This window comes from Marinovum sedimenti (genome assembly GCF_054052205.1).
In genome coordinates, this window is sequence record NZ_CM133223.1 from 1647349 (window position 1) to 1662106 (window position 14758).

Consider the following 14758-nt stretch of genomic DNA (forward strand, 5'->3'; position numbering starts at 1 on the left):
GGATCGCCGGATGAAGTTTGCCACGCCCATCACTGCCCGAATGGAAGATCAAGGACCCCGCCAATGACCGCACTCTTCCTGCAAAACGCCCGTCTGATCGACCCAGAGGCGGGCACCGACGGCCCCGGCCACGTCTTGATCGAAGACGGAAAGATTACCAAAATATTAACGCAAGACGTTGATTATGCTGAATTGTTTCGCGCGCGAAACATTTCTCCTCAAATCATCGACTGCCACGGAAAATGCCTCGCGCCCGGCATCGTCGACATTGGCGTCAAGGTCTGCGAACCCGGTGAGCGTCATAAGGAAAGCTATGCTAGCGCCGGTCGCGCGGCGGCGGCGGGCGGCGTCACCACGATGGTCACCCGCCCCGACACGACCCCCGCGACCGACAGCCCCGAATCGCTCGAGTTCGTCGCCCGCCGCGCGCAATCCGACGCAGCGGTGAATGTCCGCCACATGGCCGCCCTGACCAAAGGTCGCGCGGGCCGGGAAATGTCTGAAATCGGCTTTCTGCTCGACGCGGGTGCCGTGGCGTTTTCCGATTGCGACGCAGTCATCCCCAACACCAAGGTTCTGTCGCGCGCCCTCACCTATGCCCGCTCGCTTGGCGCGCTGGTGATGCTGCACCCGCAAGAACCGGTGCTGTCCGACGGCGCAGTCGCCACCTCGGGCAAATTCGCCTCTCTGCGCGGGCTTCCGGCGGTGTCATCGATGGCCGAACGCATGGGCCTGGATCGCGATATCGCGCTGATCGAAATGACAGGCGCGCGGGTGCATTTTGACCAGATCACCACCGCCCGCGCCCTGCCCGCGCTGATCCGTGCGAAACAAAACGGGCTGGACGTGACGGCGGGGATCTCGATCCACCACCTGACGCTGAACGAAATGGACGTGGCCGACTATCGCACCTTCTTCAAGGTCAAGCCGCCGCTGCGCGCCGAAGAGGACCGGGTCGCGATGGTCGAGGCCCTGCGCGACGGGGTGATTGACGTGATCAGCTCGATGCACACGCCGCAGGATGAAGAGAGCAAACGCCTGCCGTTTGAAGAGGCCGCATCGGGCGCGGTGGCGCTGGAAACACTGCTTCCGGCGGCGCTTCGGCTCTATCATTCCGAGCAACTGACCCTGCCGCAATTGTTTCGCGCGCTGAGCCTTAATCCCGCCCGCCGCTTGGGCCTTGAAGCCGGGCGTTTGGCCCCCGGAGCACCGGCGGATCTGGTGCTGTTTGACCCGGACGTGCCGTTCCGGCTGGACCGGTCGAAACTGCATTCGAAATCGAAGAACACCCCCTTTGACGGCGCGTTGATGCAAGGCCGTGTGCTGACCACCTTTGTCGCCGGAACCCCAGTTTTCGGAGGCCCCGATGCCCGCCATTGAAACCGCCCTAAGCGGCCTGATCATCTGGAGCCTGTTCGGCTATCTTTTGGGGTCGATCCCCTTTGGCATCGTGATTGCACGCATGCTGGGATTGGGCGATTTGCGCAAGATCGGATCGGGCAATATCGGCGCGACCAACGTGTTGAGAACAGGGAACAAACCGGCGGCATTGGCGACGCTTATCCTTGATTCGTTCAAGGGGGCGGCGGCGGTGTTAATCGCCCGCGCGGTGGCGGCAGAAGACGCGGCGCAACTGGCGGGACTGTTTGCCTTTCTCGGCCATTGTTTCCCGGTTTGGCTGGGGTTCAAGGGCGGCAAGGGCGTTGCCACCTTCCTCGGGCTTTTGCTTGGGTTGGCGTTTCCACTCGGGCTGGCGGCCTGCGCCACATGGGGTGTGGGCGCGGTACTGACGCGGATTTCTTCGGCCTCGGCCCTGCTCGCGGCGGCACTGTCGCCGGTCATGGCCTGGCTGCTGGGCTATCCGTCGATGGTGGTGTTGTGCGCGGTGCTGGCAGTGATCGTCTGGGGGCGCCACCATGCGAATATCTCGCGGATCCTGTCAGGTGAAGAGCCGCGGATCGGCAAAAAGGGGTGATAAAAGGCAAGACACCGTCTTGAACGGTTTGCCTGCTCACGACCGAATTGCCCGACGGCCACTTTGATTTGAAAACTCTCGATAGATCCAATTCGGCGCTGAAGCGGCGGTTTTTGGCGGGAGATTAGCTGTATTTTAAGATTGGCTTAGCAGTCACGCGCAATTAGCTGCGCAAACTTTCGTCAACAATCGAGCAGACAGGCTATGATAGACATAGAAAATGCGCCCCAAAAGGAGCGCACATCATTTGGCAATTCTGGCAAGGTTAACTTGCTTTGGAACGCACCTCTATTTCAGTGCGCGGCATCAATACAGCGAGCTTGACCGCCAGACGCGTCAGACGCTTGCGAAGGTCACCGGGGCCGGCATTCGGGACAGTGTCCACTCCGACAAGCAATGTTTGAACGATGGGCGCGAGAGCGCCGTCGTGCTGCATGACAACCGTGACCTGGGCTTCGACTCTCCCGAAATCGCGATCCCGCTGGACGCGCTCAATAGAGCTCCACAAAACCTTGGTCCCGCCACGCACGGCTCTTGGAAACACTGCAACTTTGGGGCTGCGCACAAATGACTGGGGCGAGAGCGTGATTTTATCGGCGAATGTGTGGGCGATTTCGGATGTCATAGTCTTAGTTTCCTTCTTCGTTTTTGTGCGCTGGCGCCTGCTCAACTCTCACTTGTAGTTTCAATCTGAACCACCTGTATACCGGGATATCGGTAGGGAATGTGTCTTGAATGCGGCTGAATTGTGGCAGAAATAAGGTTATTCACAGTTTTTGATTAATGATGTAACGTCAAAACAATGACTTAGCCTCGGCACCCCTACTTGACGTGACGTACGCACCTGTGTACAGGTGTCCTAGAAACAGAGGTTTTTTGATGTTTGGTACCGATTTTCGGGCTTATGAAGAGGCGCTTGACCTTATTCTTGCCAAAATCTTTCTCGCGAAACCGGGGACAAAAACAGTTCTTCACGAAACCACGCTGGCGCGGGAAATGGGCCTGTCGCGCACCCCGATCCGGCAGATGCTTCAGGAACTGGCTCTGGCAGGATTGGTTGAAACCCGATCCGGCGTGGGAACCGTTCCGGTGGAACTGCTGCCGTCAGAGCGGACTATGGCTTTTAAGGTGTTTCAAGAAATCGCGACTGCGGCCGCGAATTGCTCGGAATCTCGGCCAATCAAAGATGCGGCCAAGATTGAAATGGCCGGACAAACAGCGCTTATTCAAAGTACGCGCGTACATGATGAAAATCTATATGTCCGGTATACAATTAAAGTCTCTCATGCGATGGCGGATATTGTCGACGACCACATATTGTCACAGGCCATGATGGCCGCGCATTGGCGCATAATCAGATGGCGTCTGTCCGATTATATTGCGTCCCCCGAAGAGTCTTGGATCGCGTTGCAAAACCATACGCAAATGGTGACCGTTGCAATGATGGAAAACAATGCGGCTGATGTTTTGCGCGTCGCAGCGGGAATAAGCAAAAAGCTTCAAACGACGATTGAGAGCGACGCAGATCGCACAGCCGCGGACAGAAAAGCCGGGTAAGACCGCAATCTACAGCGTTTTGCGCGCATTCAGCGCTGCTGTGATCGTTCCATCATCGAGGTAGTCCAACTCGCCGCCGATCGGCACGCCTTGGGCCAAGGTTGTCATCACCACCCGGCCCTCAAGCTGATCCGCGATGTAATGCGCGGTGGTCAGCCCGTCGATGGTGGCGTTGAGGGCGAGGATGACTTCGGTCACGTCTTCGGCTGCGATGCGGTCGATCAGGCGCGGGATCGAGAGGTCATTCGGGCCGACGCCATCCAGCGCCGAGAGCGTGCCGCCGAGCACATGGTAGCGACCTTTGAAGACGCCCGACCGCTCCATCGCCCAAAGATCGGCCACGTCTTCGACCACGCAGATCAAGCCATTGGCGCGGCCATTGTTTTCGCAGATGTCGCAGATGTCGGAGGTGCCGATATTGCCACAGTTCAGGCATTCGCGGGCCGAGGCGGCGACCTCGGTCATCAGGTCGGCGAGCGGGGCCATCAAGAGGGCGCGCTTGCGGATCAGTTGCAGCACGGCGCGCCGGGCCGAACGGGGGCCGAGGCCGGGCAGCTTGGCCATCATTTCGATCAATGCGTCGATGTCGCGGGTGGCGCTCATGGGCGGGCCTCGCCTTGGATGGGGATGCGGGTGACGGTGTGGCCTTGGGCACGCAAAAGCGCGATCAGGCCGGATTGGCCCGGCAGGTGAAAGGCCCCAACGGCGAGCAAGACGCCGCCCTGCGCCATTTCCGAGCGGATATTGGAGGTAAAGGCGTGGTTGCGGGCGTCAAGCAGGTAGGCGTTGACGCGGTCGATGATGGCACCGTCGTCGGCGAGGGTGTCGCTGACATAGGCGCGGTCCCAGGCCATCATCACGCCGAGTTCGCCGCGCAGGTAAAGCGCCATTTGGGTGGCGCGGTCCTGCCATGTGGTTTCGGGGTCGAGGTAGCTGCCGTAGACCGAGAGGAAATCCACCGCGAAACCCGCGTTGCCGGGGTGATCAAGGTGGCGGCGGATGCGGTCGGGGCGTTCGAAGGCATGGATTTTGGCCCCGGCGATCAGGGCGAGCATCTGGATGCGCCCGTCTTGCACCGGCAGCACACCGGCGGTGAAATCGCTGCACGGGTCGGACAGCAGGAGTTCGGCCAAGCCGCCGGGGGTGAGCCGTTCGGGGGCGTCGTGGCCCCAGCCAATGGCTTGGGTGCGCAGGCGAATCCACGCCAGCACATGCGGCGGCAGGGCGGTGTCGGTCAGGGCGCTGTCCTGGCGGCCATTGCGCAGCCAGTCGCTGGTGTCGAACTGGGCGTCAAAGGCAGCGCGGTCGGGGAAGGTCGGGTCAATCTCAATCGCGACAACGCGGGCGTCGGCAATGCGTTGCTGCACCATGTCGGGCAGGTCGAGGATGCGGGGATCGGCGGAATGCATCGTGCCCCAGACATGCGACACCGCGCCACTGGGGGCGGTGACGCGCCAGAACCGGCCTTTGGCGTTGGGGATTTTGGCCGCCGCCTGTTCAAGCGCGGCCAAGGTGGTGGGGGCAAAGACAGCGTCATGCACCCCAACCTCGGGCACGTCACAAACCGCGCGGCTGGCCCAGCTTTGGGCGCTGGCACCCCCACCAAGGAGCGCCAGTGCTGCGGTCAGAAAGACGGCCCGGACCCGCATGGCCCTAGAACGGCATCTTCATGTCTTTAGGCAGACCCATTTCTTCGGTCAGCTTCGACATCTCTTCCTCGGCCTTTTGCGAGGCGCGCTGTTGCGCGTCTTTGATCGCGGCCAGGATCAGGTCTTCGACCACTTCCTTGTCATCGCCGTTGAAAATCGAGGGGTCGATATCAAGCCCCTTGAGCTCGCCCTTGGCCGACGCGGTGGCCTTGACGAGGCCCGCGCCGCTTTCGCCGGTGACGGTCAGGTTGTGCAGACTTTCCTGCAGCTCCGTCATCTTGGATTGCATCTGCTGGGCTTTTTTCATCATCCCGGCCATATCGCCAAGATTGCCTAGTCCTTTGAACATCGAAGTCTCCTCGTGTGTCGCTTGCTGTGTAGATACGAGCGGCAGGCCATCGCGACAAGGGCGGTGTGGCAGATCGCGCGGGTTAACCGTCTTCGAACGGGTCCCATTCGTCTTCGACCTCTTGCAGCGCATCCACCTGAGCCGCGGCCTGCGCCTCTTCGGGGGTGTGGATCGCGGTGATCCGCGCCTTTGGGAAGGTCGCCAGCGCCGATTTCACCAGCGGGTGTTCGGCGGCCTTGGCCTCGAGCGCGAGCCGGTCGGCATCGCGGTTTTCGACGATGGTGGGGGTGGTGCAATCGTTGACGAGGATCACCGCCCAGCGGTTGCCGGTCCAACGTTGCAGCGCGGTGCCGAGCCGTTGGGCAAGGTCGGGGGCGGCATCCTCGGAGGGGGTGAATTCGATCCGGCCGGGTTGATAGGCGGCAAGGCGCACGCCGCCTTCGATTTCGACCAGCAGCTTGACGTCGCGGTTGGCGCGGATCAGCTCGATCACATGGTCAAAGCTGGGGAAGCGCGCCAGTGTTTGATCGGTGGCGAGGGCCACAACGGTGTTGCCGCCGCCCGAGGCGCTGGGGCCGGAGGGCGCATTGTGGGTGGGGCGCGGTGTGCCTTGGGCGTTGGTGCTGCCACCCCCGCCGCCCTGCCCGCCGCTGGCATATCCACCGCCGCCGCCGCCCGAGGGGGGCGTGGGCACCGGCGCGTCACCAAGCTTGCGCACCAGCTCTTCGGGGCTGGGCAGTTCGGCCACATGGGTCAGGCGGATGATCGCCATTTCGGCGGCCATCATCGCGTTGGGGGCAAGGGCGACCTCGTCAATCGCCTTGAGCAGCATTTGCCACATCCGGCTGAGGGCGCGCATCGGCAGATCAGCGGCCATTTGCAGACCCCGCGCGCGTTCATCCGGGGCGATGGTCGGGTCTTCGGCGGCGTCGGGGGTGATTTTCACGACCGAGATCCAGTGGGTGACTTCGGCAAGATCGCGCAGCACCGCCATCGGATCGGCCCCATCGGCATATTGCGCCGAAAGCTCGGTGAGCGCGGCGGCCGCGTCGCCCTTCATCACCAGATGGAACAGGTCCATCACCCGGCCCCGGTCGGCCAGTCCAAGCATGGCGCGGACTTGTTCAGCGGTGGTTTCGCCGGCGCCGTGGCTGATGGCTTGATCAAGCAGCGAGGTGGCATCGCGGGCCGAGCCTTCGGCGGCGCGGGTGATCAGCGCGAGCGCGTCTTCGGCAATCTCGGCGGATTCCGAGGTGGCGATTTTGCGCAACAGGGCAATCATGTCCTCGGGTTCGATCCGCCGCAGATCGAAGCGCTGGCAGCGCGACAGGACGGTGACAGGCACTTTGCGGATTTCGGTGGTGGCGAAGATGAATTTGACGTGCGCGGGCGGTTCTTCGAGCGTTTTCAGCAGCGCGTTGAAGGCCGATTTCGACAGCATGTGCACTTCGTCGATGATGTAGACTTTGTAGCGCGCGGCGGAGGGCGCATAGGCGACAGAGTCGATCACCGTGGTGCGGATGTCATCGACGCCAGTGTTGGAGGCGGCGTCCATTTCCAACACATCGACGTGGCGGCCCTCGGAAATCGCAACGCAATGCTCGCACTGGCCGCAGGGTTCGGTGGTGGGTTTGCCCTGCCCGTCGGGGCCGATGCAGTTCATGCCCTTGGCGATGATCCGGGCGGTGGTGGTTTTGCCGGTGCCGCGAATGCCGGTCATCATGAAGGCCTGCGCGATGCGGCCGGTTTCAAAGGCGTTGCGCAATGTGCGGACCATCGCCCCCTGCCCGACAAGATCGGCAAAGGTTTCGGGCCGGTATTTCCGGGCCAGAACCTGATAGGCGGGCTGTTGGGGATCGCTCATGTGTCGGCCTTTCGATGTCGAGGCGCAGCGTATGGGTTTGGGGGGGTAAGGTCCAGCGTTTGGCTCTCGTGGCTTGGGGCGTTGTTTGGGGGCTCTGCCCCGTCGCCATTGTCTCTCGGACCAATGGCGCAACACTGGCGACCCCCCGGGATATTTTCGAGCCAGAGAAGCACTGGACTGGGTTTTAGAACGGGGCCTTGGCGCGGAATTTCATGCCTTCGCCGCCGTCGGGATGGCGCAGGCGGAGCTCCTCGGAGTGTAGCATCAGGCGGGGAAAGTCGCGCGCCGGGCCAGTGGCATAAAGCGGATCGCCGAGAATCACATGGCCGAGCGAGAGGGCATGCACGCGGAGTTGATGGCTGCGGCCGGTCTTGGGCATGAAGCGCACGCGGGTTTCGTTGGCTGTGTAGGATTGCACCCGCCAGTCGGTTTGCGCCGCTTTGCCGGTGTCGTGGCAGACCTTTTGCAGCGGGCGGTTGGGCCAGTCGACGATCAGCGGCAGATCGACAGTGCCGGTTTTCGGCTCGAGCCGGCCCCAGAGGCGGGCGAGGTAGGTTTTCTTGACGCCACGCTTTTCGAATTGCAGGCCGAGGTGGCGTTGGGCGTGTGGGGTGAGGCCAAAGACCATCACGCCAGAGGTGTCGCGATCAAGCCGGTGGACGAGGAGCGCCATCGGGAAGGCATCCTGGATGCGGGCGATCAGGCAATCGGTGAGGTCGGGGCCTTTGCCGGGGACAGAGAGCAGGCCTGCGGGTTTGTTGACCACGAGCAGTTCGTGGTCTTCGTGGATCACATCGAGGGGCGTGTCGGGCGGCTGATAGCTGTCTGTCATCGGGTCCGTTTGGCGTATGCTTTGGCAGTCTGCAAGGGTTAGGGCGCGGTTTTGCGGCGGGCGCGCAGCATCGAGATCGAATAGATCACCAGCGCCGCCCAGATCATCGGGAAGGCAATCATGCGGGCGCGGCCGAAGGGTTCGCCAAAGACGAGGACCGCGCAGAGGAAGATCATCGTGGGGGCGATGTATTGTAGGATGCCGATGGTGGACAGGCGCAGGCGTTTGGCGCCGTTGGCGTAGAACAGCAGCGGCACAGCGGTGACGACGCCGCAGCCCAGCAGCAGCCATGTGTCGGAGGGAATGGCGGCGGCGAAGTGGCTTTGGCCGGTTGCCGTGAGCCAGATCAGGTAGATGAGGGCTGGCGGGGTGAGGATGAGGACTTCGAGCAGGAAGCCCTGGTTGGGGCCGATGGGGAGCTGTTTCTTGGCCAGCGCGTAGAAGCCCCAGGACAGCATCAGCCCGATGGCGGGCCACGGCAGGCCGCCGGCGTCGAGGGCGAGAACAAGGACGGCGCCGGCAGCAAGGGCGATGGCCACGAGTTGCGCGCGGTTGAGGCGTTCGCCGAGGAGGACCGCGCCGAGGAAGATCGAGAACAGCGGGTTGATGTAGTAACCCAAGGCGGCGTCAAGCGCGCGGTCGGTGGCGATGGCCCAGACGTAGATGCCCCAGTTGATCGAGACCAGCGCTGCGGTGACGCAACCCATCGCCAACATGCGCGGCTGGCGAAAGGCGTCGCGCAGGGTGCGGGTGCGGCCGAGGGCGATGAGGACGATGGCGGCGATGGGCACGGACCAGATCACCCGGTGCGCGACGATTTCCACCGGCGGAATATGCGACAGCAGCTTCATGTAGAGTGGCAGGAAGCCCCAGAGCACATAGGCGGTGATGGCAAAGGCGAGGCCCTGCGGGGTGTCTTCGTTGGCTTTCGGAGCGAGCGCTTCTGCGGGGCGCATGGGGGTATCCTTTCGAGGCGCTGGCGAGGTGGGCGGATCAGAGACGATCCGGGGTCTGGGGGCAAGGCCGATCCATTGATGGATCGGTGACAATCTGTTGACAGATTGCGGGGGCGGCGGGGGCGGACAGCAGCGCGACCCGATCCATTGATGGATCGGTCGCAATCTGTTGACAGATTGCGGCAGGCCGCAGCGCAACCCGATCCATTGATGGATCGGTGGCAATCTGTTGACAGATTGCGGGGGCGGCAGGGGCGGACCGCAGCGCAGCCCGATCCATTGATGGATCGGTCGCAATCTGTTGACAGATTGCCCGGCGGGTGCCGGGGCTTGGGTGTCAGTCGAGGTTTTTGGACAGGCGGTCGAAGGCCGCGAGGCGGCCGATCAGCGCCTGCATTTGCTCGATCGGGATCATGTTGGGGCCGTCCGAGGGCGCATTGTCGGGGTCTTCGTGGGTTTCGATGAACAGCCCGGCGACGCCGACCGCCACCGCTGCCCGCGCCAGTACCGGGGCGAATTCGCGCTGGCCGCCGGAGGTGGTGCCCTGCCCGCCCGGCTGCTGAACCGAGTGGGTGGCGTCAAAAACCACCGGATAGCCGGTGCGCGCCATTGTCGGCAAGCCACGGAAATCGCTGACCAAAGTGTTGTAGCCGAAAGAGGTGCCCCGGTCGCAGAGCATGATGCGCGCATTGCCGGTCGAGGCGATTTTCTCGGCCACGTTGCCCATGTCCCACGGCGCGAGGAACTGGCCTTTTTTGACGTTGATCGCAGCGCCGGTTTCGCCCGCGGCCAGCAGCAGATCGGTCTGGCGGCAGAGGAAGGCGGGGATTTGCAGCACGTCCACGGCCTCGGCTGCCGGGGCACAATGGGCCTCGGAATGCACGTCGGTCAGCACCGGACAGCCAAATTCTTCGCGGATTTTCGACAGGATTGTCAGGCCTTCGTCCATGCCCAAGCCGCGCTGGGTCGAGATCGAAGAGCGGTTGGCCTTGTCATAGCTGGCCTTGAAAATGAACCGCGTGCCGGTGGGGGCGCAGGCCTCGGCGATCTTTTCCGCCATCATCCGGGCGTGATCGTGGCTTTCCAACTGGCAGGGGCCAGTGATCAGGGCAAACGGGTCATTGGCGCTGATGGCGATGTCGCCGATGGTGACGGTTTTGGCTTCGGTCATTGCTCTTTCAACACCTTTTCGATCCGCGCCACATCGGCGGGGTTGTTCAGTTCCCAAAACAGGCGGCCACGCGCCTCGACTTCGACGCAGCGCACCGGGGTGCCGTGCACCAGAAAGCGCAGCTGTTCCAGCCCTTCGAGCGTCTCCAACCGGCTGACGCCCCACGCCGTATAGGCCTTGAGCGCCGCAGGGCGATAGGCATAGACGCCGACGTGGTGATAGACCGGAATGTCGGTATCGGGCACTTTTCCGGGGTCAATATAGGGCACGATTTCCTTGGAGAAATAGAGCGCGCGGTTGTCAGCGCCAAAGACCGCGGTGGTGCCGCCGACGCGGCCATTCTGCCGGTCTTCGACAAACATCGCATAGGTTTGCGCGTCGCATTGCAGCACCGGGGTGGCCATTTGCGCGTCCGGATCGGCCTTCATCGCGGCGATCAGGTCTTCGACAAACCACGGCGGGGTGAGCGGCGCATCACCTTGGAAATTGATCACCAGATCGGCCTCGACCGCGCCACTCGCCAGCGCTTCTGCGCAGCGGGCAGTGCCGTTTTCGGCCTCAGGCGTGGTCATGATGACGGACGCGCCAAAGGCCTCAGACGCCGCGCGGATGCGGTCATCGTCGGTCACGACATGCACTTCGTCGACGCCCGCGATCTGGCGCGCGGCGTCCCATGACATCTGGATCAGGGTCTTGGTGCTGCCGTCTTTCTGGGTGAGTTCCGCCAGCGGCTTGCCGGGATAGCGCGACGAGGCATAGCGAGCGGGAATAAGTATGACTGTTTTCATGCAACACCTGCGCGAAGGACATCGTGGATATGTAGGATACCCACAGGTTTCATTGCGTCGTCAACCACCATCAACGCGCCAATCTTGCGTTCGTTCAAAAGCGCGAGGGCCTCAACGGCGAGCACATCCTTGGTGACGGTCACCGGGTTGGGCGAGGCCAATTCGCCTGCGGTCATCTCCATCAGGCGGGTGATATTGCGGCGCAAATCGCCGTCGGAAATCACCCCGACCAGCTTGCCCTGATCGACCACGGCGGCGATGCCAAAGCTTTTCGAGGTCATGGTGATCAACACCTCGTTCATCGCGGTGTCGGCGGGCACCTGCGGCACCATTTCGGGGCCGTGCATCAGGTCGGCCACGCGGCTGAGTTGCGCGCCCAGCTTGCCGCCGGGATGGAACACCTGAAAATCCTCCGAGCCAAAACCGCGCAGCTCCATCACCGCAACAGCCACCGCATCGCCCAACGCCAATGTCAGCGTGGTCGAGGTGGTGGGGGCAAGGCCCATCGGGCAGGCCTCGGGCAGTTTCGGCAGGGTCAGCTTGTAATCGGCAGCCTTCATCAGGGTGCTGTCGGGGTTCGACGAAATGCCAATCAGCGGGATCGAGAAGCGGCGGGTGTGCAGCAGAATATCGCGCAGCTCCTGCGTCTCGCCGGAGTTGGAAATCAGCAGACAGACATCGTGTTTGGTGATCATGCCAAGGTCGCCGTGGCTCGCCTCGGCCCCGTGCACAAAATACGACGGTGTGCCGGTCGAGGCCATGGTGGCGGAAATCTTGCGGCCAATGTGGCCGGATTTGCCGATACCCGAGACAATCACCCGGCCCTCAAGCCCGGCAAGCAGCCGCGCGACGGCCTCAAAATCCGCTGGCAGCGCCTCGGACAGGGTTAACAGCGCCTGCGCCTCGGTCTGCAACACGCGGCGGCCGGTTTGCGCCACTGCTTTGAGATCCGTCGCTTGATTGGTCATGGTGCTGCCCTGCTTCGCCGTTTCGTCTTCGGATACACCTTTGTCGGTGGGGGCGCCAGAGCGGGAGGCCCGACGCCCGGACCAGCGCGCCTTAGCCGACCCGGCGACCGTGGCTCCAGACACCGCGCACCACCGGCACATCGCCCATCCGGTGCACCCGCACCACATCGCCCATCAGCCCCGGCGCAAGGCGGCCGCGATCGTGCAACCCGGCGGCGGCGGCGGGAGCAGAAGTGACGGTGGCGATGGCGCGCGGCAGATCCCCCCAGATCTCGGCCAGCGCGAAGCCGGCGGTCAGCAAGGACGACGGGACGTAATCCGACGACAGGATGTCGAGCAGGTCGGCGCGCGCCAAATCTCCCGCCGCCACGTTGCCAGAATGCGAGGCCCCCCGGATCAGATTGGGCGCGCCCATCATCACCGCGATGCCCGCCGCGCGGCAAGCCTCGGCCGCCTCTTGCGTGGTGGGGAATTCGGCCAAGCGGATGCCATGTGCGTGGCTGACGGCAACCTGCGCCGCGGTGGTGTCGTCATGGCTGGCCAGCACCGCGCCAAGGCGTCCGGCAGTCTCGACCGCGGCGGCCTCATGCCGGTCGCCCAGCCGGGCGCGCGTGGCCGTGAGGTTGGCCGCATGTTCGGCGAACTGCGCCGCATCAAGGCCGTGCTTGGAGCGCACATAATGTTCAAACTTGTCGAGATCGCGGAACTGGCGCTGGCCCGGCGTGTGATCCATGATCGACAGGATGCCGACGCGATCTTCGGTGCCGAACTCGGCCAGTTCCTCGATCAGCGTTTCCGAACAAACCTCGGCGCGCAGGTGCAGGAAATGGCTGATCCGCAGCATGCCGCTGGCGCGGATCGCAAGCAGTTCATCCGCCAAGGCGCGGGCATATTTACGGTAACGGTTCTTGGCCGTGCTGATCACCGACCCCACCCGCATCGCGTCAAACACCGTGGTGATCCCGGTCGAGGCCAGCTCGCCATCATGCGCCAGGATCGCCGCGGCATGGGGCCACAGCACGCCGGGACGCGGCTGGATATGACGTTCGAGGTTGTCGGTGTGCAGCTCAATCAGGCCGGGGATCAGCAGATCATTGTCACAGTCCACCGCCCCCGCCACCCGGCTGGGGCCGCTGTCAATCGAGGCAATGCGCCCACCGCTTAGGTGCAGGCTGCCGTGGATCACCTCGTCGGCAAGCACGATGCGGGCGTTGGAAAGGATGAGGTCTGGGGCGGTTGATGTCATCTGCGCAGCCTCGCGTCCCTGTCGTTAATTGTCGAGAGCCTGTTGGCGGCGATCACGCAGCTTCGGGCGGAGGGCTTTGCTTGTTTGCAAAGGCTTTGAAACAAATCGTAACCAAATACACAGACGCCGCCCACAGAGGGGCGGCGCTTTGACGTGCAATATAGAATCGGCGGCCGATTACATGTCCGGGCCAAGGCTCTTGAAAAACGCATAGAGGTCTTTCGCCTCGTCTTCCTTGCGCACCCGGTAGCTCATCTTCGAGCGGGCCGAGCCATCGCCGGTGGCCTCTTGCACAGCGCCTTTGGGGTCCATCACGTAGGCCACGAACTGGGCCTCATCAAAGACCATGCCAGCCGCGCCCGCCGCAACCATATCAGGACCGTAATTAAAGCCTTCGACGGTGCCCGCAGTGCGGCCCACAACGCCGTACAGGTTGGGGCCGGTTTTGGCCTTTTTGCCCGCAAGCACCTCGCCGCCGTCGTCCATCACGACATGGCAAGCCTGGCATTTGCGGAATGCTTTTTCGCCCGACGCGGCATCGCCGGACGCCGTCAGATCGGCGTGGTTTTCAGCCATCAGCGGCGCGGCAAAGGCCAGCGACAACGCGGATGTCAGGACTAGGGTCTTCATGGGTCAGGTCTCCTCAGGTTAAGACGTTAAGACATATGGTTGTGGCGCAATCGTCAAGTAACCCCTGCGCGACAGATTGCCCGAAACAGGGCAGTCTCGTGGCCAGAGCCTTGATTTTATTGACCGTAAGGGGTTAGGCGGTGCGACCAAAGTCGTTTGGTCCAATGGTCGCAATCCGCGCGTCCTGGTGCCAATATGAGGGTTGAATGGCAGATACGACAGATATGGTGCCCGCGTGGATCGACGGGAGCCTCACCCCGGTGGGCAAGCTTGAGGCGCATGAACGCGGGCTGCGGCACATGGCCGTTTCGGTGTTCGTTTTGGCTGGCGATGCGGTGTTGATCCAGCAGCGGGCGGCGGGCAAATATCACACGCCGGGGCTTTGGGCCAACACCTGTTGCACGCACCCGCTGTGGAACGAACCGGCGCTGGATTGCGCGGTGCGGCGGCTGGAGCAGGAGCTGGGGATCACCGGCGTTGCGCCGGTGTGGCGCCAGCAGGTGGAATACCGCGCCGATGTGGGCGGCGGGCTGATCGAACACGAGGTTGTCGAGATTTTCACCGTGCAGGCGACGCAGGATCTGGCGGTGGCCCTCAACCCCGACGAGGTGCAGGCCGTGGCCTGGATAGACCGCGCCGCACTTGAGGCCGCGATTGCCGCAAACCCCGGCGATTTCACGCCGTGGATGCGGATTTATATGGCCGATCACGCCGGGGCGATTTTCGGCGACGCCTAGGCTTTTCTGTCTCGACTTTTACACAGATTGCAGGGG

General features: G+C 62.9%; 16 protein-coding genes. 4 read left to right on the forward strand and 12 right to left on the reverse strand.

Annotated elements, in window-relative coordinates; genetic code table 11:
* Window positions 1-63 precede the first annotated feature (63 nt).
* Window positions 64-1380, forward strand: coding sequence for a dihydroorotase (gene pyrC / locus ACW9UO_RS07930; RefSeq protein ID WP_457088424.1), 1317 nt, complete (start codon window positions 64-66; stop codon window positions 1378-1380).
* The gene (gene plsY / locus ACW9UO_RS07935) at window positions 1367-1975 is read left to right on the forward strand and encodes a glycerol-3-phosphate 1-O-acyltransferase PlsY (RefSeq protein ID WP_457088425.1); all 609 of its coding nucleotides are present in this window, start codon (window positions 1367-1369) and stop codon (window positions 1973-1975) included. The genes pyrC and plsY overlap by 14 nt, the downstream gene beginning before the upstream one ends.
* A gap of 265 nt (window positions 1976-2240) precedes the next feature.
* Here the strand turns inward: plsY and ACW9UO_RS07940 are convergent, their stop codons facing one another.
* On the reverse strand, window positions 2241-2600 hold the full coding sequence (locus tag ACW9UO_RS07940; RefSeq protein ID WP_457088426.1) for a hypothetical protein: 360 nt from the start codon (window positions 2598-2600) through the stop codon (window positions 2241-2243).
* A gap of 254 nt (window positions 2601-2854) precedes the next feature.
* On the opposite strand from ACW9UO_RS07940, the gene ACW9UO_RS07945 reads away from it, so the two are divergent.
* Entirely contained in the window at window positions 2855-3532 is a 678-nt protein-coding gene (locus ACW9UO_RS07945) for a GntR family transcriptional regulator (protein WP_457088427.1), read from the forward strand.
* A 9-nt stretch (window positions 3533-3541) separates the two neighbouring features.
* Here the strand turns inward: ACW9UO_RS07945 and recR are convergent, their stop codons facing one another.
* The 11 genes from recR to ACW9UO_RS08000 form a co-directional block, all read right to left on the reverse strand.
* Window positions 3542-4135: a recombination mediator RecR gene (gene recR, locus ACW9UO_RS07950; protein ID WP_457088428.1), complete on the reverse strand. Its 594-nt coding sequence runs from the start codon at window positions 4133-4135 to the stop codon at window positions 3542-3544.
* Complete coding sequence (locus ACW9UO_RS07955; protein WP_457088429.1) at window positions 4132-5181, reverse strand: TraB/GumN family protein; 1050 nt, start codon at window positions 5179-5181, stop codon at window positions 4132-4134. Before ACW9UO_RS07955 ends, recR begins: the two co-directional genes overlap by 4 nt.
* A gap of 4 nt (window positions 5182-5185) precedes the next feature.
* Complete coding sequence (locus ACW9UO_RS07960; protein WP_457088430.1) at window positions 5186-5530, reverse strand: YbaB/EbfC family nucleoid-associated protein; 345 nt, start codon at window positions 5528-5530, stop codon at window positions 5186-5188.
* A gap of 82 nt (window positions 5531-5612) precedes the next feature.
* Entirely contained in the window at window positions 5613-7394 is a 1782-nt protein-coding gene (locus ACW9UO_RS07965) for a DNA polymerase III subunit gamma/tau (RefSeq protein ID WP_457088431.1), read from the reverse strand.
* Between the two features lie 184 nt (window positions 7395-7578).
* A complete protein-coding gene (locus tag ACW9UO_RS07970) occupies window positions 7579-8226 on the reverse strand; it encodes a pseudouridine synthase (protein ID WP_457088432.1) in 648 nt (215 codons plus the stop codon).
* 38 nt (window positions 8227-8264) lie between these two features.
* A complete protein-coding gene (gene rarD, locus ACW9UO_RS07975) occupies window positions 8265-9182 on the reverse strand; it encodes an EamA family transporter RarD (protein ID WP_457088433.1) in 918 nt (305 codons plus the stop codon).
* Between the two features lie 337 nt (window positions 9183-9519).
* Window positions 9520-10353: a 3-deoxy-8-phosphooctulonate synthase gene (gene kdsA / locus ACW9UO_RS07980; protein WP_457088434.1), complete on the reverse strand. Its 834-nt coding sequence runs from the start codon at window positions 10351-10353 to the stop codon at window positions 9520-9522.
* Window positions 10350-11141: a 3-deoxy-manno-octulosonate cytidylyltransferase gene (locus ACW9UO_RS07985; RefSeq protein WP_457088435.1), complete on the reverse strand. Its 792-nt coding sequence runs from the start codon at window positions 11139-11141 to the stop codon at window positions 10350-10352. The genes kdsA and ACW9UO_RS07985 overlap by 4 nt, the downstream gene beginning before the upstream one ends.
* Window positions 11138-12109 carry a KpsF/GutQ family sugar-phosphate isomerase gene (locus tag ACW9UO_RS07990; protein ID WP_457088436.1) on the reverse strand — a complete coding sequence of 324 codons (972 nt, stop codon included), beginning with the start codon at window positions 12107-12109 and terminating at the stop codon, window positions 11138-11140. Before ACW9UO_RS07990 ends, ACW9UO_RS07985 begins: the two co-directional genes overlap by 4 nt.
* 91 nt (window positions 12110-12200) lie before the next feature.
* Entirely contained in the window at window positions 12201-13355 is a 1155-nt protein-coding gene (locus ACW9UO_RS07995; RefSeq protein WP_457088437.1) for an alpha-D-ribose 1-methylphosphonate 5-triphosphate diphosphatase, read from the reverse strand.
* Between the two features lie 177 nt (window positions 13356-13532).
* Complete coding sequence (locus tag ACW9UO_RS08000) at window positions 13533-13985, reverse strand: c-type cytochrome (protein WP_457088438.1); 453 nt, start codon at window positions 13983-13985, stop codon at window positions 13533-13535.
* Between the two features lie 206 nt (window positions 13986-14191).
* On the opposite strand from ACW9UO_RS08000, the gene idi reads away from it, so the two are divergent.
* On the forward strand, window positions 14192-14722 hold the full coding sequence (gene idi / locus ACW9UO_RS08005; RefSeq protein WP_457088439.1) for an isopentenyl-diphosphate delta-isomerase: 531 nt from the start codon (window positions 14192-14194) through the stop codon (window positions 14720-14722).
* The last annotated feature ends 36 nt before the right edge of the window (window positions 14723-14758 follow it).